Origin of the sequence: Sporosarcina cyprini, from assembly GCF_022048975.1 — a bacterium.
Taxonomy (GTDB): domain Bacteria; phylum Bacillota; class Bacilli; order Bacillales_A; family Planococcaceae; genus Sporosarcina; species Sporosarcina cyprini.
Genome location: NZ_JAKMHX010000016.1, coordinates 152440 through 173955, shown reverse-complemented (window position 1 = coordinate 173955; position 21516 = coordinate 152440). Strand labels below are relative to the sequence as shown.

The window sequence follows — 21516 nt, the reverse complement described above, 5'->3', positions numbered from 1 at the left end:
ATTTGGGATGAATGAACAGCTGATTGAACAAATAACCAAAATGGTTGTGGAAAAGCTTCAGGAAACGAAGGGGAAAGCAGAGACCCGCAAGTCGGATGAAGCGATGCCGGTCAACTTGTTTGCAGACGCACCAGTTGGCCAAGCGCTTGCAACGGAACATCCAGACGCGGGGCCAGCCGGAGCTGTAACCTTCCACCGTACAACGGAACAGAAACAGCCCGCTGCGACTTCCAAAGTTGCCTCTGCAGATGTTGGAGCATGTCACAAACAAGACGCTACGAAACAGTCGGATGCCAAGGAAACGGAACTGGCTGAGCTTCGCAAGAAAACGCCGGCCCGTGTAGGTGTCGGAAGAGCGGGTTCGCGCCCGAAAACAAAAACATGGCTCCAATTCCGATTGGACCATGCGGCAGCTGTCGATGCCGTATACGGTGAAGTGCCGGACGAATTATTGGACCGGCTCGAATTATTCCAAGTCCATTCCAAAGTGGCGGATAAGGAAGAGTATATCCGGCGTCCCGATTTAGGACGCAGGCTGTCGGATGAAGCGAAACAGACAGTTCTGGAGAAATGCAAGAAGGGGCCGACGGTTCAAATCGTTGCATCCAATGGACTGAGTGCAAAAGCGATCGAGGAGAACTTGGAGGATGTCTATTTATCTCTCGAACAGTCTCTCCGCAACTTAAACATCGACATGGGTACGACTTTCTATGTGGATAAAGGCCGTGTTGCCTTGATGGACGAAATCGGCGAAATGCTGCAGCCGGATGTTGTCGTCATGTTAATTGGCGAACGTCCTGGCCTCGTGTCTGCCGAATCATTAAGCGCCTATCTTTGCTACCAACCGCGCATCGGCACGATTGAAGCGGATCGGATGGTTATTTCCAATATCCATAAGGGAGGCATACCGCCAGTGGAAGCTGGAGCTTACTTAGGCACAGTCATCCAAAAAGTGCTGAAATTTGAGGCGAGCGGTGTATCCCTTGTGAACAAAGAAGGCTAGGAGGCGGCAGTCGATGAAAATCTATGCAGATATCTTGTCCATGCAAGTCATCCCGAATGTGAATGAAGAGCTGGCGAAGAAATTTAATCTGAAGCCGTATCAGCGAAGCATCGGTCTTGTCACAACGACTATTGACGATGTCGGCTATACCGCGATTGACGAGGCAACGAAAAAGACCGATGTAGAAGTCGTGTATGCGAAAAGCTTCTATGCAGGTGCTGCACATGCATCGGGCCCGTTATCGGGTGAATTCCTCGGAGTTATCGCAGGTCAGTCGCCGGAAGAAGTGAAGAGCGGTTTGGATTCGATCCGGATCACGATTGAAAATGATGCGTATTTTGAAGCGATCAATGGAAATCCAGATCATGCACTTTATGCGCATACCGTTTCAAGCACTGGCACCTTTTTAGCGGAAATGGCGGGTATCCCGGTTGGACAGTCGTTAGCTTACCTAATTGCACCGCCGCTCGAAGCGATTGTCGGGTTGGATGCGGCCTTGAAAGCGGCGGATGTAACATTATGCGAGTTTTTTGCTCCCCCATCGGAAACGAACTTTGGCGGCGGCTTATTAACCGGCAGCCAATCATCGTGCCAGGCAGCAACAGATGCGTTCCGGGAAGCAATTCAAAATATGGCGAGAAACCCGCTTGGGTATTAATCGCCAATAGTAAGCAAGGAAGGAGTGATTGACTTGGTGCAGGCACTAGACGCTGATTTATTGGCCCTCCAAGAAATGCGTACAGCTGTCAAAACAGCAAAAGAAGCGCAACTTAAATTCATGAGCTACACGCAGCAACAAGTGGACAACATTGTCAAAGCTGTTGCGGAAGCCGCCTTCAAGGAATCCGAACGTCTTGCCTATATGGCGGTGGAAGAAACAGGAATGGGCGTTGCGGTCCATAAGAAAATCAAGAATGAAGTGGGCTCCCGTGATGTATACGAAAGTATTAAAGACATGAAAACTGTCGGCATCATCGGAGAGGACAAAGTGAAAAAGGTAGTGGAAATCGCGGCTCCGTTTGGCGTGGTGGCGGGCATTATCCCGACAACCAATCCAACGTCGACTGCGTTCTTCAAAACACTCATTTCATTGAAAACAAGAAATGCGATTGTCGTCAGCCCCCATCCGTATGCGGTAAATTGCACGCATGAAGCGTTGAAAGTATGTGATGCGGCTGCAGTGAAAGCGGGAGCACCGGAAGGATTAATTCAATGCTTGACGATGTCTTCCATGGAAGCAACGCAGCAACTGATGAAACATCCGGACGTCAATCTCATTCTGGCAACAGGTGGCGGCGCGCTCGTCAAAGCCGCATATAGTTCTGGAAAGCCAGCTTATGGCGTTGGACCGGGGAACGTTCCCGTGTACATCGAGCGTTCCGCGAAAGTGGAAAAGGCGGTCCGGGATATCGTCAACAGTAAATCGTTCGATTACGGCACGATCTGTGCGACAGAACAAGCGATTGTCGTTGATAAAAACATTCTGGAACTCGTCAACCGGGAATTGAAGAAAAACGGTGCTTACATCTTGTCGGATGAAGAAAAGCAAATCATGGAGAAAGTCATCTCTCCTTCACCAGGCAAAGTGAACCCGAAAATTGTCGGCAAGAGCCCGCAAACGATTGCGAAACTGGCCGGCATCTCCATCCCGGAAGGCACCCGTGTCATCATTGGAATGGAAACGAAAGTCGGCAAAGATGTGCCGTTCTCTCTCGAAAAGCTGTCTCCGGTCTTTGCGATGTATGTCGTAAATGACGTCAACCATGCGAAAGAAATTTGCATGGCGCTGCTCAATATCGGCGGACGGGGCCACAGCCTCTCGATTCATACGGAGAATGATTCCATCGCCCGTGAATTCGCAGTAGAAATGCCGGTTTCCCGCATCATGGTCAACACGATGTCTTCCGTTGGAGCAGTCGGGGGAACGACAGGACTCATGCCATCCTTCACATTAGGCTGCGGCACATTCGGCGGCAATATTACATCCGACAATGTAACTGCAAAACACTTGCTGAACATTAAACGGATGGCATATGGCACAAAAGAAGTCACACTCCCTTCCCATCAGGAAGAGAAACCGACTGCTGCAACGGATCAGGTCGTCTCAGAGGTACTGACGAAAGTCGGCTCCGATAGCGAAATCGATCCGGAAGTAGTGAAGAACTTAGTCAGCGAGATTGTGAAGCAGTTGACGAAGTAAATTAGCATCCTTTGAGATTTCTTCAACACTTAGTTGATTGGAGTGGAAGGCAGGCTAAGTCCGCGACGTCCTGTCGCAACGCCTGCATGACTTACATCCTGTAAGCCCACGGCAAACGACTCCAGCGGGAATAGCATTAGTCGTCACGAAGAACGACGTCTGCGAACAAAGCGCAGCGTTGAGAGCACTGAGCTGAAGACCCAATACTATTGAAGGCAACCTAAGTTCGCCGCGTCCTGCGGCAAAGGTTGCACACCCACATCCTGTGGGCGCCCGCGGAAAGCGTCCGCCTGAAACGGAAATCAACGTTTTATAGCAAAAATAAAAAACTAAAACCCATTAGGAGGAAACAAACATGAACAGAGAAGGTACAGCACTAGGAATGGTAGAAACTAAAGGTTTGATCGGTTCAATCGAAGCAGCAGACGCAATGGTGAAAGCGGCTAGCGTTAATCTTGTCGGTAAAGTACATGTTGGTGGCGGAATCGTAACAGTACTCGTACGCGGTGATGTAGGCGCAGTAAAAGCAGCAACTGATGCAGGCGCAGCAGCAGCACAGCGTGTAGGCGAATTGCTATCTGTCCACGTTATCCCAAGACCGCATAACGAATTGGAAATGATTCTTCCTAAAATGGAAGGCTGATTCCAAAGCGAAAATAACAGCAGGAAGGTGGAAGTGGAATGGATCAGCAATTGATTGAACGGATTGTCGGGGAAGTCCTCGGCCAGCTTTCAAAAGACGTGAGCCCAATGCCGGCCCACGCTGTTCCGATTGCCGTTTCTGCCCGCCACGTACATCTGAAACCTGAACATGTGGAAGCGCTGTTTGGAAAAGGTTATGAATTGACGAAACGGTCCGACTTATCACAGCCGGGCCAATTCGCTTCTAACGAAACAGTGGTTGTCGCAGGGCCGAAAGGCAGCATCGAACGGGTGCGCATTCTCGGCCCTGCGCGTTCCCTTTCCCAAGTGGAAGTGAGTTTCACAGACGCCATGAAGCTAGGTGTTAAGCCGCCGCTTCGGGAGTCTGGTGATATCGAAGGGTCCGCTGGTATCACGCTCATTGGCCCGAATGGCAGCATTTACTTGGAAGAGGGCTTGATTGTCGCCCAAGCGCATATTCATATGGCGCCAGGCGATGCTTCGCGGTTCGGCGTGCAAAATGGCGAGTATGTAACTGTTGAGGTGGATGGCATCCGTCCCGTGTCGTTTCGGAATGTGAAGATTCGCGTCTCCGAACGGTATCGGCTGGAAATGCATATCGACACAGATGAGGCAAATGCAGGTTTTATTACACAAGGAACAATCGGACGACTTGTGAAGCCGGGAGCAGAAAATGGGGAAACGGCAAGGACAGAGAATCATGTTCCGCAAAGCGCACCCCAGCCCGTGAACAAACCGTATGAATTTAAGAAAAAGCTGCTTTCCAATGAAGATATCCGTTCCATTCAGGAACAGGACATCCTCCTCGAAAAAGGAACGATTGTGACAGCGCTTGCGAAAGATACAGCGAGGGAACTCGGTAAGACGATTTCCTTCAGAAAGTAGAAAAGGTGATTACGCATGCGAATGGGAAAAGTGATCGGTAACGTATGGGCCACACGCAAGGAAGAAGGCCTGCAAGGGTTGAAATTGCTGATTATCCAGCCGATTGATGCATACGGAAACGCCATCCAGACGCAAATGGTGGCAGCAGACCGGATCGGTGCGGGCATTGGTGATGAAGTCCTGATTACGAGCGGCGGCTCCTCACGTTATATTATGAAAGAAAATCCGATTCCTATCGATGCGGTAGTCATAGGAATCATTGATTCTACAGAAGTGAAGAGAGGCGAAATCGATGAGTCAAGCAATCGGAATGATTGAAACAAAAGGGTTGATCGGTTCCATTGAAGCGGCGGATGCCATGATTAAAGCATCCAATGTGTCCCTTGTGAAGCAAGAGATGGTGGATGGCGGGATTGTGACGGTTATCGTGCAAGGCGATGTCGGTGCAGTCCAGGCGGCTGTGGAAGCAGGTCGTGACGCTGCGTCACGTGTCGGCGAGCTATTGGGATCTCATGTTATCCCTCGTCCAGATGAATCTGTTTACGGCATGGTAAAGCCGGCTCCTGTGGTGGAACCACTGGCTCCGAAGCAGGAAAAGCAATCGGAATCAGCAAAACCGAAATCCACTAAAAAGCAATAAGACGCAATGGCACCTGCAGGCAATAGGCTATGATTCGTCGAAGCCTGACGCATCATGTTAACCCTTTTTTGCAGGCATTGATAAAGGAGATGAGCGAAGTTGGCATTTCGCAGACATAAAATCGCCGTCATCGGAGCCGGGCATACCGGAGCCACTGTTGCTCTTATGATAGCGCAAAAAGAATTAGGCGATGTCGTATTGGTGGACATCCCCGATTTAGTGAACCCGACAAAAGGAAAAGCGCTCGATTTATTGCAAACGAGCCCGGTCCAGCGGTTTGACTCCATGATCATCGGCACATCGGACTATTCCGATATCCAAGATGCCGATATGGTCATTGTTACGGCTGGAATTGCCCGGAAACCTGGCATGAGCCGTGATGATCTTGTCACAACTAACGCGAAAATCATGCGATCTGTTTCAGAACAGATTAAACAATATGCTCCTGAGAGCACCGTTCTCATTTTAAGCAATCCGGTCGATGCCATGACATACGTCTGCTACAAGACGACCGGTTTTCCGAAAAACCGTGTAATCGGCCAGTCCGGCGTACTGGACACCGCACGCTTCAATACATTTGTAGCGGAAGAACTGAACATTTCTGTTGAGGATGTCTCTGGATTCGTTCTAGGCGGGCATGGGGATGATATGGTGCCACTCGTACGCTATTCAAATGCAGGCGGAATTCCGCTTGATAAAATCATACCAGCGGATCGCCTTCAAGCTATTGTCGAGCGGACAAGAAAAGGCGGCGGTGAAATTGTAGCCCTTCTCGGTAACGGAAGTGCCTACTACGCGCCGGCAGCCGCTCTCGTCCAGATGGCGGAAGCGATCATTAAAGACAAAAAGCGTATTTTACCATCCATCGCCTATTTGGAAGGAGAATATGGCTACGAGGATATTTATCTAGGAGTTCCGACTGTCCTTGGCGGCAATGGAATTGAGAGTATCATTGAACTTCCATTAACCGACGAAGAGAAGCGGGCGCTTGATAAATCCGCGCAGTCTGTTCAGGTTGTCTTAGATATTTGCAATCGATAAGATTACTGAATTTATTCGTAGTCGCCCAGGTTGCAATTAATAGAAGATAATAGGAACACTCGCCAGATAGAACAAATCTGCGAGTTGAGAAAAATAGTACAAAAGCATTCCGTTTTCGGAATGCTTTTTTTATGGTTAATTGACACAAATCCTTCAAATTTTTCTAGGTCGTACGATATAAGATGTAGAACATGAAATAGGAGGTAGCACCCAGTGATAAAAAAGAAAAGTATTGCATGGAAATTATCCGGATTGATCATCGGATTGTTTGTTATTTTGTTTGTAATTTACACGGTGACCACTAGCACATTTTTACATAAACAGAGCATGGATGACGCTGAAGAGTTTGCCGTGGAGAATTCCAAGTTAAACGCAACGATCCTTAGCGAACGGTTTGACCGGACAAACGAAATGCTGCATACAACAAAGCACATATTTGAAACATTGCAAGCGAATCATGATCTAACGACAGATGAAGTGATTCATGTCATTGAAAATAACTTGAAGAAGAATGACGATGCCACGGGAATGGCAGCGATTTTTGAAAAAGGTTTTATCCCATTGGATGGCAATATTCAAAATGGACTCGTAGATTCAACAGACCGCTTTGTACCGTATCTGTACAAAAAGGAAGATGGCATCGGCGTGGAACCGTTGAGCGGCTATGACAACCCAGGCGAAGGGGACTGGTATTTAGTACCAAAAAATGAAAAGCGGGCTGTTTTGACCGAACCGTATGAGTATAACGCAGGTGGTCAAACGGTCTTAATGACGACTATCTCGGTTCCACTTATAACGGAGTCGGGGCAATTTTTCGGTGTGTTGACGACGGATATTTCAATCGATTTTCTTAATGATCTCGTTCATTCCATCAAGCCGGTTGGCGGCTATGCCTCCATTATTACGGATGCAGGGGATTTGACGGCCAACAGTCTGAATCCGGAGATGAACGGCACGAACATGGTAGATGCAATTGACTGGGCGCCTGTCAAAGAAAAGCTCGACCAAGGGGAAGCCGGAACACTTTATGTTGATTCCAAGGGATTGAAGGAACTGGCTTTCAACTCGTTCGCGCCAATTACGCTTCCTAATATTGACGAAGTATGGACGGTGCAAACGGTAGTGCCCAAATCCAAAATTTTGGAGACGTACAACGCAATTCTCCTTATGACGATTCTGGCGGCTGTTGTCATGATTGTCTTAATGACGGCGGCAACAGTCTGGTTCATCTTCAAGCAATTAAAACCGCTGTCCTTCTTGCAGAAATCTATTGAAACAGCTGCAACAGGAGATATGACGCACTTTGTAGATGAAAAGCATATCCGCAATGACGAAATCGGCGCAGTGGCAAAAGCGTATAATGATATGCTGCTTCAGACCAACGAAGCGATCCAGTCGGTTCAGCGTTCCTCAAATGAATTGAGCGAATCCTCTTCACATGTGCACCATGCATTTGAAGAAATCGTAGCTTCCAGTGAAGAAGTTTCATTGGCAACAAACGAAATTGCCCAAGGTGCTTCCAAGCAGTCAGAGGATACGGAAGAAACGAGCCGTGTTATGGCGGAATTGGCGGAGCAGATCAATATCCTGTCCCAGCTCTCGCAACGCATGAATGACCTGTCCCATCAAACGATTGAATCGACAGAAAAAGGGATGTCGGAAGTGGCGAATTTGCGTGAACACAATGCTTCTGCGAATGAGATGAATGCGAAAGTGAAGGATCAAATGAGCGCGTTGTCATCCAAAATTGATGCGATCAATCAAGTGATCACGTCGATTCATGACATAACAGCTCAGACGAATCTGCTTGCCTTGAACGCTAGCATTGAAGCGGCACGGGCAGGGGAGCACGGCAAAGGATTTGCGGTCGTGGCGGAAGAAGTGCGTAAACTTGCAGAGCAATCCCGCACGGAAACCGAAGTCATCCAGCAAACTGTCCAGGAGATTCTTGAAGAGTCCAACCAAACGGCAGCAGTTATTGAAACGAACCTAAAAGCAATGGAAGGGCAGAACGAATCGGTATCCAGTACGGAAGCTTCCTTCCATCAAAATGCTGAACTGACAGAGCGGATGAGCGAAGTCATTCAGGAATTAAATGCAGAACTAAATGAGATGCTGACGAATAAGGATCAAGCGATGCTTTCGATCCAGAGTGTGTCGGCTGTGTCAGAAGAGACCGCGGCATCCGCAGAACAAGTCAGTGCGTCATCTGCAGCGCAGCAAACGGAATTGGAACGGGTGGCAGATTCAACAACCCGCATGAAAAATATAGCCAATGAGTTGCAAGAAGTGGTCGAGCGCTTTAAACTACAAGTATAAGTCTCGAAAAAATTGAATAGCACATATTGAACGATGAAATGGTACCGTAACGGTTTAATAGGGAATCCGGAAATCCGGAGCTGTCCCCGCAACTGTAAGCGCAGACGACCACCGATAAGCCACTATAGGCAACTATGGGAAGGCGGGTGGAAGGAGGAAGCGCAAGCCAGGAGACCTGCCATCCATCGTCATAGCGACACTTTCTTCGGGGGTTGAGAGGTGGAGGCGAAACGGATCCCGGTCCATCGGGCTTTTTAGGGTTCCAATTTGTTTCCTAATGATCAATTATGAGCAATCGCTCTGCCGAAGTGGCAGGCGATTGCTCTTTTTCATTGAAAGGAGACGGAAGATGAGAGCAATTCATCAGGAGTATGGCATTGGCGCTGAATTTAATGAGAAGTTTCCGGAATACCTGACACTTGAAAAAACACGTTATACGGAACGAGACATGGAAAGGTTAGAACGGGAATTGACTGCCCGATTTTATTCCATATCCATTTCCAATGAAGACGACCTGCTATTTCTCGCAATGAAAGCAATGCAGCAGGAACAGGTGGACCGGATTGAAAAAGTGGTGGACACGTACTGGGCTTTATCCAATGGGTATATCACACTGTCTACAGATTTGGTGAGTGCATTGTGGGGCATCATCCCTCCGCTGGAGAGTGAGACAAAGAGGGTACGGGTTTCAGATCAACAAGTGATTAGGCAGTTGCAGGAAGGCCTGCCCTTTACTGCGGGCCTGTCTGACCTCTTTTTGGAGAGAGTGTTAGAATGTGGTTCTTGGCAGATGTTTTACAAAGGAGGGGAGGGGACGAGAGGAGTCTCCGCCATTGGCCTGATGAAAGAACTGCTGGGGCAACAAATAAAAAGCAGGCAGCCAGACTTCTTCTTTGAAGATCAAGTGGATCCTGCCTTACCTAAAAAAATTGTTTCGGCTGGGTCCACCTTGCATGTGGAACGAGTTCGGCAGAAAAATAGGATCAACCAGATCGTCGCCATTCAAGTGCGACTTGTCAACAATATGTTGAGCTATTTGGATGATGGCGCGGCATGGATTGCTCCGATTGCTTTTGAATTGCCGGCAGCCTATAAAGTGATTGACTTATACCATCTACAGATGCACGCATGGAAAAATGGAGCACGCCTCACCGTTTGCATATAAAGAAACACGACCTGTGCGATAGGCTGCACAGGTCGTTTTTTAATGATTACATTTCCCGCGGTGCTTGCATGCCGAGCAATCGCATGGACTCCTCCAATACAATGCTGACGCATTGAACAAGGGATAGACGGAACGATTGGTTGACGGCATCTGACAGGATATGGACGTTGCCATAGAACGAGTTGAAAGCTTGCGCAAGATCGATGGCATACTTGGCAATGATGGATGGATCCAGTTCCACGGTTGCTCTTTGGACGGCTTCCGGGAAGTGCTGGAGCTGCGTAATGATATCCCATTCATAATCATTTACAGAAGAGATACCCTCTTCTCCACGCCCATCCGCCTTCCGCAGGACAGCATGAGCCCGGGCACAGCTATATTGGAGATAGGGGCCCGTTTCGCCTTCGGTTTGCAGCATTTTTTCCAGGTCGAATTCAATATCATGTTTCCGGTGCTGCTTCAAGTCGCTGAATAGGATGGCTCCTACACCAACCGATTTAGCCACTTCTTCTTTATTTTCCAAGGAAGGATTCTTCGCTTCAATGTTACGCTTGGCGAGTTCAATGGCTTCCTTCAGCACTTCCTCCAGCAAAACCAGCTTCCCTTTCCGGGTCGACATCTTTTTTCCGTCTTTTAGAATCATGCCGAATGGGACATGTGTAATGTCCTGAGCCCAATCGCATCCCAATTGTTTAAGCACTAGTTTAATTTGTTGAAAATGAAGACTTTGTTCATTCCCGACAACGTAAATGGATTTCTCAAAACCATAAGTGGTTTTCCGGTCGAGTGCCGCAGCCAAATCGCGCGTTGCGTATAGCGTTGCGCCGTCCGATTTCTTAATTAAACAAGGCGGCATCTCCTCGCCGAGGTCAACAACAAGCGCACCATCTGATTCCTTGAGCAATCCTTCTGAATCTAGCCATTCCACAACAGGCTCCATCTTATCGTTGTAGTAGGCTTCGCCATTATAAGAATCGAAGGTAACGCCAAGTAAATCATAAATGCGCTGGAATTCGTTCAGCGACTCCTCTTTGAACCATCTCCAAAGGGCCAGGGCATTCGGCTCGCCATCCTCCAACGCTTTAAAAGCGGCTCTTCCTTCGTCATTTAAGGATAGATCCGTCTCGGCTTCTTCATGGAAACGGATGTACAGCTGAAGCAACGTCTTAATCGGCGCCTGTTCGACCGCTTCCTGGCTGCCCCACTTGCGATAAGCTGTCAGCAGCTTGCCAAACTGGGTGCCCCAGTCACCGATGTAATTGATTTTCACAGGACGATAGCCCGACTTCTCCAGCAATAAAGCGATCGAATTGCCAATAACCGTAGAGCGCAGATGACCCATGGAGAAGGGCTTCGCAATATTCGGAGAAGACATATCGATCGTCACCACACCATCTGCTCCAATCATTGACGATCCGTAAGTCGGACCCTCAGCCAAAATGGAGCGGAGAACAGGTTCCGCAGCGGCATCCCGCTGAAGGAACAGATTGACATAGCCATTCACAGCTTCCGCTTTTTCAATTGCAGGATGCGAAACCGCCGCTGCAATTTCCTCCGCAATAAGCTTCGGCGCCTTCCGCAACGTCTTTGCCATCGAAAAACAAGGCAACGCATAATCGCCCATTTGCGAATGAAGCGGCCGCTCCACCATTTGCGGTTCGATTGGCACAGGACTCACCGTTTGCAACGCCTCTATCACAACTTGTTTCATACCATTAACCCCTTTTTTAGAAAATAAAAAAGCCCCCGTCTCAATCAATGAGACGGAAGCTCGTTCCGCGGTACCACTCAAATTGCCCGATCCGTCGGGCCACCTTTCTCCTAACGGCGAGACACCGGCCTTTCCTACTTCCTTCAGAAAAGCATCTACGAAGTGCGCTTCATGAACCTTCTTCCGCCAGGCTTCCACCATCCCCGGCTCGCTTTGAAAGAAAAGGAGCATTACTCTCTTCGTCAACGATATTGTATATCAATATAGCAAACCGGTGGGATGCGTGTCAATGGGCAAATACGAGCTGTCGTAGAAATATACGAGCGGTTTGGTTTTTAGGCGGTGATAGGGGCTACGAGAAGTTGAACCGCTTGAAATCCGCGAGATGTAACATGTCCTTGCTTGCTCCATGGCGCGCAGAATGCCTTTGACTAACTAAGAAGTTGATTTGATAGTTTGTTCGGGGATTATATGAGTGGTTCGGTGGGAAATACGAGAGGTTAGAAACAAGATAAGAGCTGTTGCAGGATTATACGAGCGGTTGCCAGAGGGATACGAGCTATTGCAGGATTATACGAGAGGTTGGTGACGAGATACGAGCGGTTCTAGAAATATACGAGCGGTTCGGTCTCCAGGCGGTGATAGAGGATACGTGAAGTTGAACCGCTTGAAATCCGCGAGATGTAACATGTCCTAGCCTGCTCCATGGCGCGCAGAATGCCTTTGACTAACTGAGAAATGGATTTGATAGTTTGTACGGGTATGATACGGGTGGTTCGGACGGGAATACGAGAGGTTAGGAACAAGATACGAGCGGTTACAGAATTATACGAGAGGTTGGATATGAGATACGAGCGGTACCAGGATTATACGAGAGGTTGGTGACGAGATACGAGCGGTTCTAGAAATATACGAGCGGTACGGTCGTCAGGCGTTGATACAGGAAGACACGAGAGATTGGATCGTTTAGACTTGCGTGAGAATTAACATGTCCTAGCCTGCCCCATGGCGCGCCGAATGCCTTTGACCAACTGAGAAATGGATTTGATAGTTTGTACGGGTATGATACGAGCTGTTGCAGGATTATACGAGAGGTTGGAGACGAGATACGAGCTGTTCTAGAAATATACGAGCGGTTCGGTCTCCATGCGGTGATAGAACTTACCCGGTGAGTTGACCCTCCCAACCGGTGATAGAACCAATTGACTCAATCATACCCCCCATTTTAAATGACCAATAAAACCTGACCGTTTCCCCGCAAGCCGCTTGGGTATGCTATGGAAGAGAGGAGAGATGGTCATGGCGAAAAAGTTGAGAGAGGCGATCGAGCGGTACGCGATGCCACTGGACGAGGAGGCGCTGGATGCACTCGTGGAAGAGGCGGGGCATGCTGAAGTGGTGATGATCGGAGAGGCTTCCCACGGGACACACGAATTTTACAAGATCCGTGCCGAGCTTTCTAAACGGCTCATTCAAGAAAAAGGGTTCACAATTGTGGCAGTGGAAGGGGAATGGCCGGCTGCTGCAGCTGTAAACCGCTTTGTTAAAGGGTTTGTAGAGGACGGATCCGCGCAAGATGTATTGCAACAATCATTTGGACGCTGGCCGACGTGGATGTGGGTGAATGAAGAAGTGAAGGAGTTTGTCGAGTGGCTAAAACAGCACAATGATGACTTGCCAGAGATGAGTAAGGCAGGATTTTATGGCATAGACATGTATAGTTTGTACGAATCGATCGATGAATTGCTCAAGTTTTTATCCGAAAATCCTCAATACGGAACGGATCTTACTTTAGCAAGACAGGCGTTCTCCTGTTTTGAACCGTACAATCGGATGCCCGAGCATTATGCCCTGTCGACTGCTCATTTTTCCGATGAGTGCATTAGTGAAGTTGCTACGCTGCTGTCATCCATCCGAAGGAATGAAGAACGTTTTGCCAGTCACCATGAAGAGGATCTTAACGTCACGATGAATGCCCTTGTCGCAAAAAATGCGGAGGCCTATTACCGGGAAATGATGCAGGACGACGCAATTTCTTGGAACACTCGCGATTTGCATATGGTAGAAGCAATTAATGAATTAAAGAAATACCATGGTCCAGACGCCAAACTGATCATTTGGGAACACAATACCCATATTGGCGACGCGTCCGAAACGTCTATGAAAGACGACAACATGATCAATGTCGGGCAACTTATCCGGGAGGAATACGGGCTCAACAATACGTTTGCCATTGGATTTGGGACCTACGAAGGATCTGTCATTGCAGCGGATAGCTGGGGCGCGCCTCTGGAAAGGATGACGGTTCCGCCTGCCAAGTTCAATACGTGGGAAGGACAAATGCACGCAGCTGGCCCGGAGGATAAAGTGCTTTTATTCACAGACGATAACCGTCAGCTGTTCAACGAATGGATCGGGCATCGCGCCATTGGGGTTGTCTACAATCCAGAATTCGAGGCGTATGGAAATTTTGTCCCCTCACGTGTTGGCAGCCGGTATGATGGATTTATTTTTATTGATCAGTCAACTGCTTTACATCCTTTGTAGAGCCGTGCAGTTGCTTGCACGGCTTTTTGGATGAACGAAGCGTTTTTGATGGAGGCATCAATAAGTCGGTGTATAATGTTAAAGAATTTGAAAAATCCTCAAAAATAAATTCAAATTCTTTTTACCTATTTACGATTAAACCACAACATGTTAGGGTAGTAGATGTACATAAAGCACAACATATAGTATTTAACGATAGATTGGTACCGTATTCGGTTTAATAGGGAATCCGCAAATTGGAGCTGTCCCCGCAACTGTACGTGCTGACGACCTGCTGACAACCACTGTGGCAAATGCCATGGGAAGGGAGCGGGGAGGAGGAAGCGCAAGCCAGTAGACCTGCCGTCCATCGTGAAGCGACACTTTCTTCGGGGGTTGAGAGGTGGGAGCGAGCGGGTTTTTCGCCTTTCCATCCGAAGGGAGTTCGACCTGATCTGTTTCCTACATACATCCATTAGCGATGTCTCACCGAAAAGGTGGGGCGTCGTTTTTTTATTCCCTAACATCCTATAAGTAGGAAAGGAGCCAAACTGATGACAATGATTCAAGAAAACACAAAGGTGACTGATATTCTGGCGCAATTAAAGGAGGAATTCGGAGAGGGCCGCATTTCTGCTTTGGAAACGGCGAGCCAAAAGTGGCTGGAACGCCATCCAGGTGGAAGTAAGGAAAGTTGGGCAAAAGCGATGGTTTTGGAGGCGCTTAGCAATATTGATGAAGCGTCCACCTATTGGACATTTGTGGCATCCCGCATTTACTTGGACTCTGTTTACGAACAGCAGCGGGCCATTCGCGGCACAGAAGTATACGCTGATTTTGCCGGTCATGTTGAACGACTCGTCCGCCAAGGATTGTACACGCCGGAACTGCTCGATCGCTACTCTGCAGAAGAGCTCACAACTATCGGGACATTCATCGAGCCTGAGCGGGACAAGCTGCTTACATATATTGGACTGAAAACGTTAATGGACCGCTATGCGGCTGTTGATTTTAATAAAAAACCGGTTGAGCTGCCACAAGAACGCTGGCTCATCATTGCGATGACGCTGATGCAAAAGGAGACGGATAATCGTCTCGGCAAAATTGCGGAAGCATACTGGGCGATGAGCAACCTGTATATGACCGTTGCCACACCGACGCTTGCAAACGCGGGCAAGCCGCATGGCCAATTATCCAGCTGCTTCATCGACACAGTGGACGACTCCTTGCAAGGCATTTATGACAGCAATACGGATATCGCGAATCTCTCAAAATACGGTGGCGGCATCGGCGTCTACATGGGCAAAGTGCGCTCCCGCGGCTCTTCTATCAGAGGATTCAAAGGGGCATCGAGCGGCGTCCTTCCTTGGATCAAACAGCTGAACAATACGGCGGTAAGCGTCGATCAACTCGGACAGCGCCAAGGTGCCATTGCCGTCTATCTCGATGTGTGGCATAAGGACATCTTCACGTTTCTCGATTTGAAGCTGAACAACGGGGATGACCGCTTGCGTGCGCATGATATTTTCACAGGCGTCTGCCTGCCGGATATTTTCATGGAGCAAGTAGAAGCACGCGGAAACTGGCACCTATTCGACCCGCATGAAGTACGAACGGTAATGGGCTACTCCCTAGAGGATTTTTATGATGAGACAAAAGGATCCGGATCGTTCCGTGAAAAGTACGAGGAGTGCGCAAACCATCCACAATTGACGAAAGAGACCGTACCTGCAATTGAAGTGATGAAGCGGATTATGCGAAGCCAGCTGGAAACGGGCACACCATTCATGTTCTACCGGGATGAAGTAAACCGGAAAAACCCGAATAAGCACGAGGGCATGGTGTATTCAAGTAATCTCTGTTCGGAAATCATGCAAAATCAAAGCGCCACACAATTCGAGTCGGTCACGTTAGAAGATGATATCGTCGTCACACGGTCGAAGCCGGGCGATTTCGTCGTCTGCAACTTATCTTCCATCAACCTGGGACGAGCAGTGCCGGCGGGCGTATTGGAGCGGCTTCTTACGATTCAAGTGCGCATGCTCGATAATGTCATTGATTTAAATAAAATCCCAGTCGTCCAAGCACAACGGACGAATTCACGGTACCGGGGAATCGGGCTTGGCACGTTCGGCTGGCATCATTTATTGGCGCTTGAAGGAATTCAATGGGAGTCGGAGGAAGCGGTTCGTTACGCGGATGAACTCTACGAACAAATTGCCTTTTTGACAATCAAGTCTTCGATGGAGTTGGCGAAGGAAAAAGGAGCCTATCCGTTATTCGAGGGGTCTGATTGGCAGACGGGTGACTATTTTGAACACCGGAACTATGATTCCAAAGCGTGGCGGGAATTGCGTTTCGACGTTCAGGCGAACGGCATTCGCAATGGCTATCTGATGGCAGTGGCACCAAACAGTTCGACTTCGGTCATTGCTGGGTCAACGGCATCCATTGATCCAGTTTTCAAGCCTTTCTATCATGAGGAGAAGAAAGATTACAAGCTCCCTGTTGTCGCGCCAGACCTGGACCATCACACGTACAATGTGTACCGCCGATCGGCCTATATCGTCGACCAGCGTTGGTCCATTAAACAAAATGCAGCACGCCAAAAGCATGTCGACCAATCGATTTCATTTAATATATACGTACCAAATAATATCCGCGCGTCTGTCCTGCTTGAGCTTCACTTGCAAGCCTGGAAATCCGGCATGAAGACGACGTATTATACGCGTTCCACTGCATCGGACATCGAGGAGTGCGAATGGTGTCATTCCTAATTGCTTATGCATCCTGGAGCGGCAATACCGAGGAAGTGGCGGAATTGATCCGGGATGCGCTAGGCAGGGAAGGAATTGTGGCGACAATGTACCGGATCGGTTTTGGTCCGGTTCCCGACCCGAGGGAGTATGAGGCGATGGTAATCGGATCTTTCACATGGGATAAAGGCGCAACGCCGGATGAAGTGAAAGATTTCGTAGCAGCAATCGGCTACAAACCGGAGCCTGTCTATGTCTTCGGAACGGGGGACACGCAATTTGGCGGAGACGACCTGTTTTGTCATGCAGCTGTCAAGCTTGCACGTTTCTATGCATCGGGCTGCCCGCCTCTCAAAATCGAACAGAGCCCGCGCGGCATCCAAGAAGAGAAAGTCATCGAATGGACGAAAGGAGTCTATGAACATTGGTTACACTTACACGAGTTAAAGTGCTGAATCCGGCCAACCCAAATAAAGCAACAGCGATTTTCGGCGGAAAGGCGAGTGGCATCCTGAATTGGAATGACCTTGCACATCCCCATTTCTATACACTCCGTCAACGGATCCGATCATTATTCTGGACGGCAAACGAAGTTGATATGACGCAAGACGTCAAACAGTTTCCGAACTTGTCCAAAGCGGAGCAGGATGCTTTCCTGAAAATTATCGGCCTGCTTGCGACGCTTGACGGACCACAGACGGTCATCGCAATGAAAATTGCCGATTTCACGACAGATCCTTCGGTGAAATCCATCATGGCGACGATTGCCGATCAGGAAAGTGAACATAATCACAGCTATGCCTATGTCCTTTCTTCCGTTACGACGCTCGACAAGCAGAACGCCTCATTTGAAATGGGACGTGCGGACGAAGTGCTCATGAAGCGGAATGAACGGATTGTCGAGATTTACAATGAGTTCGCTGAAAATCCGACGATTGAGACCGTGCTGAAGTCGATGGTCTACACAACGCTGCTCGAAGGCCTGTTTTTCTACAGCGGCTTTGCGTTCTTTTACAATTTGGCGCGCCATCAGAAAATGGTCGGCACCTCAACGATGATCTCGTATATTAACCGCGATGAGCTACAGCATGGGAAGGCAATCAGCGACATCTTCCGAGCAGCACTTGCGGAAAATCCGGAGTACAACACGGAGGAATTCACAGAATGGATCTACGATCAATTCCGTCATTCCGTTGAACAGGAAATCATTTGGAGCCGCTACGTACTCGGGGAAATCGACGGCATTGATCTCGACGAAATGGCGGGCTATGTTAAATACCGGGCCAACAAAATGCTTCGCATGCTCGGGCTAAGTGAAATTTATCCTGAGTTCACAGACAACCCAATGAAATGGATTCGCGCCTATGTTGACAATTTCGACGACACGAAAACGGATTTCTTTGAGCAGACATCCCGGCAATACGTGAAAACGAGTGATTTGAACGGGTTTGATGATTTGTAAGAATAGAAGAAAGCACGCAATTGCATAATGCATTGCGTGCTTTTATGTTCTATGTATTAATTAAGTTAGGGCGATGGATGACTATTCGTTGCCAAAAGGGGAGCAGGCACCTGTGGGGAGGGGTACAATTGCAACAATACGAACGAAAACTAGAAGCATATATGAATCAATACATGGACTTATGGGACTTTTACGGAGTGATTCAAGTGACCCGAAAAGGCGAGGTGCTATTTGAAAACGCGTACGGATATGCCAGCCTCGAATTTGGAATAAAAAATGAAATGGATACACGCTTCTCACTCGCTTCCGTTTCTAAGCAGTTTACAGCCTTCGCAATTATGATTCTTTCTGACAAGAACATGCTGGAACTCGAAAAGCCGGCTAGATTATACTTGCCCGCTGTGTTAGGAATTGACGAGTCGATTACTGTCCATCACTTACTGACACATACGTCTGGTCTGTATAATTTCACTAACTTTGAGGATGACTTCTTTGCTGGGTACAACAGAATGGACTATTCCCGAAACGATTTCTTCCAGCGTTATATTAGTAAGCAGCCTGCTAAGCCGCCAGGTACAGTTTTTGATTACAACAATGCGAATTATAATGTGCTGGCATGGATCATTGAACAGGTATCAGGAGAAACATACGAAGACTTTCTAAGAAACCACATATTCTTGCCTTTGGATATGTGGAATACCGAAGTGGATGATGGGTGTAAGCCAATAATAAATAAGGCAAGCAACTATGTTCGAGATTTTGATAAAATTATCAAAGCTCCGTATTATAATGAGAAATTCAGCATTGGGGCAGGGGCTATTATTTCAAATTGCGAGGATTTATACAAATGGTATTCGTGCTTGCGAGATCGAAAATTGCTGACAGAGAAAGGGTATGCTCGATTTTTTAGCGAGAACTTGAATAAATACTGCTACGGATTAGAGCACCATCGCTGTTACGATACAGACAGCTATTCTCATGGTGGCGATCATCTTGGAATCAGCACCTTAGCGCAGTATTTCTTCGATGAGGATATTTGCATACTTATCCTTTCCAATAATGAAGCGATCAATCAATACAGGCTGGGCACGGCAATAGCTGATATTATGCACGGAGTTGATGTGGATGCTCCGACAAAACATGAAGAGCTTCCCCTAGATGAAAGGAAGCTTCAAACGTATTGTGGCACCTATTTGAAAGATAAAATTAAAGTAGAATTACATGGCGGCAAATTGTATTTTACAAGATTTACCGGCAATCTCCATATTGAAATCTATCCAGTCGGCGAAGGGAAATTTGCCCGCAGATATTCTGACCAAATGACTCCATACAGTATTGTGGAGAATGAAAACGGCAATATGTCATTTTTCGGCTATGAGAAAGCTAGTGTGAAATGATTTAAATCGCCTAGACGTGCCGCGTAGCACGGTTGTTCAATTTCTTAATTCAGCTATTAGGAAATTGAACTTTTTTGGATTTAAATAAACTGGTAGCTGCTGGCTTCATCTCTTGCCTGACAATCTTTCCCGTGTATCCACCTCATTGCCCTCCAGCCGTCTCTCAAATGTCTTTCGCCAGTTTCCAGACAGCTCATTCACTTTTAATATATGCTGTACCGCATCCAAATCGCTCTTATCATGATGCATAATCCGATTAGCTTCAGCGACGGAGATGGCCTTTTCTTGTGAGTGGAGCGGGATCAATTCATCTGAAGGGGAGACCATTCCCTCTTGCAGCACTCGAAAATAAAACCCGGTAAATCCGGAGTTTTGGACAAGCAACGGCATGTCTTTTCTTTCATAAAGAAGTCCCAATTTGTAACAAGGCTGGCGTGGCTGGCTCACTTGTACGATGGATTCCCCGATTTGAAAGGAATCTCCGATACAAACGTCTTTCTCCGTTAAACCTTCTAATGTCAGATTCTCACCAAAAGCGCCGTAAGGAAGTGGCCTGCCCAATTGTTCTTCCCAGTAGGGATAATGCTCAGCCGGATACGCGCAAACTGCTTTATCAATGCCGCCATGATGGACTAAATCACCTTGCCCATCTCCAATAAAATTTACAGTAGTTAAGAATACAGGTTTGCTAATCGGTTTTTTTTGTATGCCTGTTGTCACTCGTTTATTTCCGAATGGAAGTTCAATCGGTTTTCCAACGTTTAAAGAACGGATTGCCACTTTCCACATGGCATTCACCTCATTTCATTTATCATGTAAAGTTTTCCACTTCGAGTATAATCAAAGGAGGGGGGATGGAAATGGAATTGAGGCAGCTCGAATATTTCATTGCGGTATGTGAAGAGCTCCACTTCACTCGTGCAGCTGAAAAGCTTGGATTGACCCAACCTTCGTTAAGCCAGCAGATCAGCTTGCTGGAACACGAAGTAGGGATAAAATTATTCGACCGGATCGGCAGGCGGATTGCCATCACCGAATCGGGCTCTATCTTGCTGGAACATGCATACCGTGTTTTCCATGAGTTATCTCAAGCGAAGGCGGCCATTGGAGAATTGCACGGGTTGGACAGAGGGGCATTGAAGGTCGGTGCTTTGTTGACCGTCGTCAATACCCTGTTACCGCAGGTTCTCATCGACTTTCATCAATTGTACCCCAAAATTGACATAGCCGTATCCGGAATGCGGACAGATGAGATTAAGGAATCTATACTACATAATGCTATAGATATCGGCATTGTTTATTTACCCTTCGAACATCCGGATATTGAGACTATCTCATTACGGAAAGAGGAACTGGTGCTTGCGATGTCCATACATCACTCGCTGGCCGGGCAGCCTATCGTTCCATTAAATGTGCTTAATGACACAGCCTCCATCTTATTGCCAGAAACATATTTTATCCGCCGGTATCTAAATGAACTTTGTCGACAGGAAGGATTCTTGCCTGTTCCAGCGATAGAGCTGACAACACTCGAGTCGATACTCTTGATGGTCCAAAGGGAAGTGGGTGTGACCGTTTTAGCAAAATCCTATCTACATTCTCTCCGCCACGCAGATCTTTCTATTGCCAAGATTGATCATCCCGCAATGGAAATGGAAATTGGCATTGCGTACAGGAGAAACAAACATCTTTGCTCGGCAAGCAGGGAATTCATTAAAATGCTACAAGAAAAATGAGGCGTCACGAGG

At 47.8% G+C, this 21516-nt stretch carries 18 protein-coding genes, 2 riboswitches and 1 other annotated feature; of the genes, 16 read left to right on the top strand and 2 right to left on the bottom strand.

Annotation, left to right across the window (positions count from 1 at the left end; all coding sequences use genetic code 11):
- Positions 1-7: 7 nt before the first annotated feature.
- The 10 genes from eutC (at position 8) to L7D49_RS04430 (ending at position 9916) form a co-directional block, all read left to right on the top strand.
- Positions 8-1003: an ethanolamine ammonia-lyase subunit EutC gene (gene eutC / locus L7D49_RS04475; RefSeq protein WP_238079615.1), complete on the top strand. Its 996-nt coding sequence runs from the start codon at positions 8-10 to the stop codon at positions 1001-1003.
- Positions 1004-1016: 13 nt separating this feature from the next.
- Entirely contained in the window at positions 1017-1661 is a 645-nt protein-coding gene (eutL, locus tag L7D49_RS04470; RefSeq protein WP_184204826.1) for an ethanolamine utilization microcompartment protein EutL, read from the top strand.
- Between the two features lie 75 nt (positions 1662-1736).
- Positions 1737-3203: an aldehyde dehydrogenase family protein gene (locus L7D49_RS04465; RefSeq protein ID WP_238079680.1), complete on the top strand. Its 1467-nt coding sequence runs from the start codon at positions 1737-1739 to the stop codon at positions 3201-3203.
- 355 nt (positions 3204-3558) lie between these two features.
- Positions 3559-3846: a BMC domain-containing protein gene (locus L7D49_RS04460; protein WP_184204830.1), complete on the top strand. Its 288-nt coding sequence runs from the start codon at positions 3559-3561 to the stop codon at positions 3844-3846.
- A 38-nt stretch (positions 3847-3884) separates the two neighbouring features.
- A complete protein-coding gene (pduL, locus tag L7D49_RS04455) occupies positions 3885-4751 on the top strand; it encodes a phosphate propanoyltransferase (RefSeq protein ID WP_238079614.1) in 867 nt (288 codons plus the stop codon).
- 15 nt (positions 4752-4766) lie between these two features.
- Positions 4767-5069, top strand: a complete 303-nt coding sequence (locus L7D49_RS04450) for a EutN/CcmL family microcompartment protein (protein ID WP_238079613.1) — start codon at positions 4767-4769, stop codon at positions 5067-5069.
- Positions 5044-5391, top strand: a complete 348-nt coding sequence (locus L7D49_RS04445) for a BMC domain-containing protein (protein WP_238079612.1) — start codon at positions 5044-5046, stop codon at positions 5389-5391. Before L7D49_RS04450 ends, L7D49_RS04445 begins: the two co-directional genes overlap by 26 nt.
- Positions 5392-5490: 99 nt before the next feature.
- Positions 5491-6432: a malate dehydrogenase gene (mdh, locus tag L7D49_RS04440; protein ID WP_238079611.1), complete on the top strand. Its 942-nt coding sequence runs from the start codon at positions 5491-5493 to the stop codon at positions 6430-6432.
- Positions 6433-6645: 213 nt separating this feature from the next.
- On the top strand, positions 6646-8751 hold the full coding sequence (locus tag L7D49_RS04435; protein WP_238079610.1) for a methyl-accepting chemotaxis protein: 2106 nt from the start codon (positions 6646-6648) through the stop codon (positions 8749-8751).
- Positions 8752-8772: 21 nt separating this feature from the next.
- A riboswitch (cobalamin riboswitch) is annotated at positions 8773-8948 on the top strand.
- Between the two features lie 152 nt (positions 8949-9100).
- Positions 9101-9916, top strand: a complete 816-nt coding sequence (locus L7D49_RS04430; RefSeq protein WP_238079609.1) for a hypothetical protein — start codon at positions 9101-9103, stop codon at positions 9914-9916.
- A gap of 46 nt (positions 9917-9962) precedes the next feature.
- Here L7D49_RS04430 and argS read toward each other — a convergent pair whose 3' ends face one another.
- Entirely contained in the window at positions 9963-11627 is a 1665-nt protein-coding gene (argS, locus tag L7D49_RS04425) for an arginine--tRNA ligase (protein WP_238079608.1), read from the bottom strand.
- 45 nt (positions 11628-11672) lie between these two features.
- Positions 11673-11882, bottom strand: a binding site (T-box leader).
- Positions 11883-12926: 1044 nt separating this feature from the next.
- Between argS and L7D49_RS04420 the strand changes: the two genes are divergently transcribed.
- From L7D49_RS04420 to L7D49_RS04400, 5 genes are all read left to right on the top strand, one after another.
- Entirely contained in the window at positions 12927-14174 is a 1248-nt protein-coding gene (locus L7D49_RS04420; protein ID WP_238079607.1) for an erythromycin esterase family protein, read from the top strand.
- A 183-nt stretch (positions 14175-14357) separates the two neighbouring features.
- Positions 14358-14535: riboswitch (cobalamin riboswitch) on the top strand.
- 178 nt (positions 14536-14713) lie between these two features.
- Positions 14714-16930, top strand: coding sequence for a ribonucleoside-diphosphate reductase subunit alpha (locus tag L7D49_RS04415; RefSeq protein ID WP_238079679.1), 2217 nt, complete (start codon positions 14714-14716; stop codon positions 16928-16930).
- Positions 16915-17364, top strand: a complete 450-nt coding sequence (locus L7D49_RS04410) for a flavodoxin (RefSeq protein ID WP_238079606.1) — start codon at positions 16915-16917, stop codon at positions 17362-17364. The genes L7D49_RS04415 and L7D49_RS04410 overlap by 16 nt, the downstream gene beginning before the upstream one ends.
- Entirely contained in the window at positions 17334-18371 is a 1038-nt protein-coding gene (locus L7D49_RS04405) for a ribonucleotide-diphosphate reductase subunit beta (protein WP_238079605.1), read from the top strand. Before L7D49_RS04410 ends, L7D49_RS04405 begins: the two co-directional genes overlap by 31 nt.
- 128 nt (positions 18372-18499) lie before the next feature.
- The gene (locus L7D49_RS04400; RefSeq protein ID WP_238079604.1) at positions 18500-19768 is read left to right on the top strand and encodes a serine hydrolase domain-containing protein; all 1269 of its coding nucleotides are present in this window, start codon (positions 18500-18502) and stop codon (positions 19766-19768) included.
- 105 nt (positions 19769-19873) lie between these two features.
- Here L7D49_RS04400 and L7D49_RS04395 read toward each other — a convergent pair whose 3' ends face one another.
- Entirely contained in the window at positions 19874-20557 is a 684-nt protein-coding gene (locus L7D49_RS04395) for an MOSC domain-containing protein (RefSeq protein WP_238079603.1), read from the bottom strand.
- Between the two features lie 71 nt (positions 20558-20628).
- Here L7D49_RS04395 and L7D49_RS04390 point away from each other — a divergent pair, with 71 nt between their 5' ends.
- Entirely contained in the window at positions 20629-21504 is an 876-nt protein-coding gene (locus tag L7D49_RS04390) for a LysR family transcriptional regulator (protein WP_238079602.1), read from the top strand.
- The last annotated feature ends 12 nt before the right edge of the window (positions 21505-21516 follow it).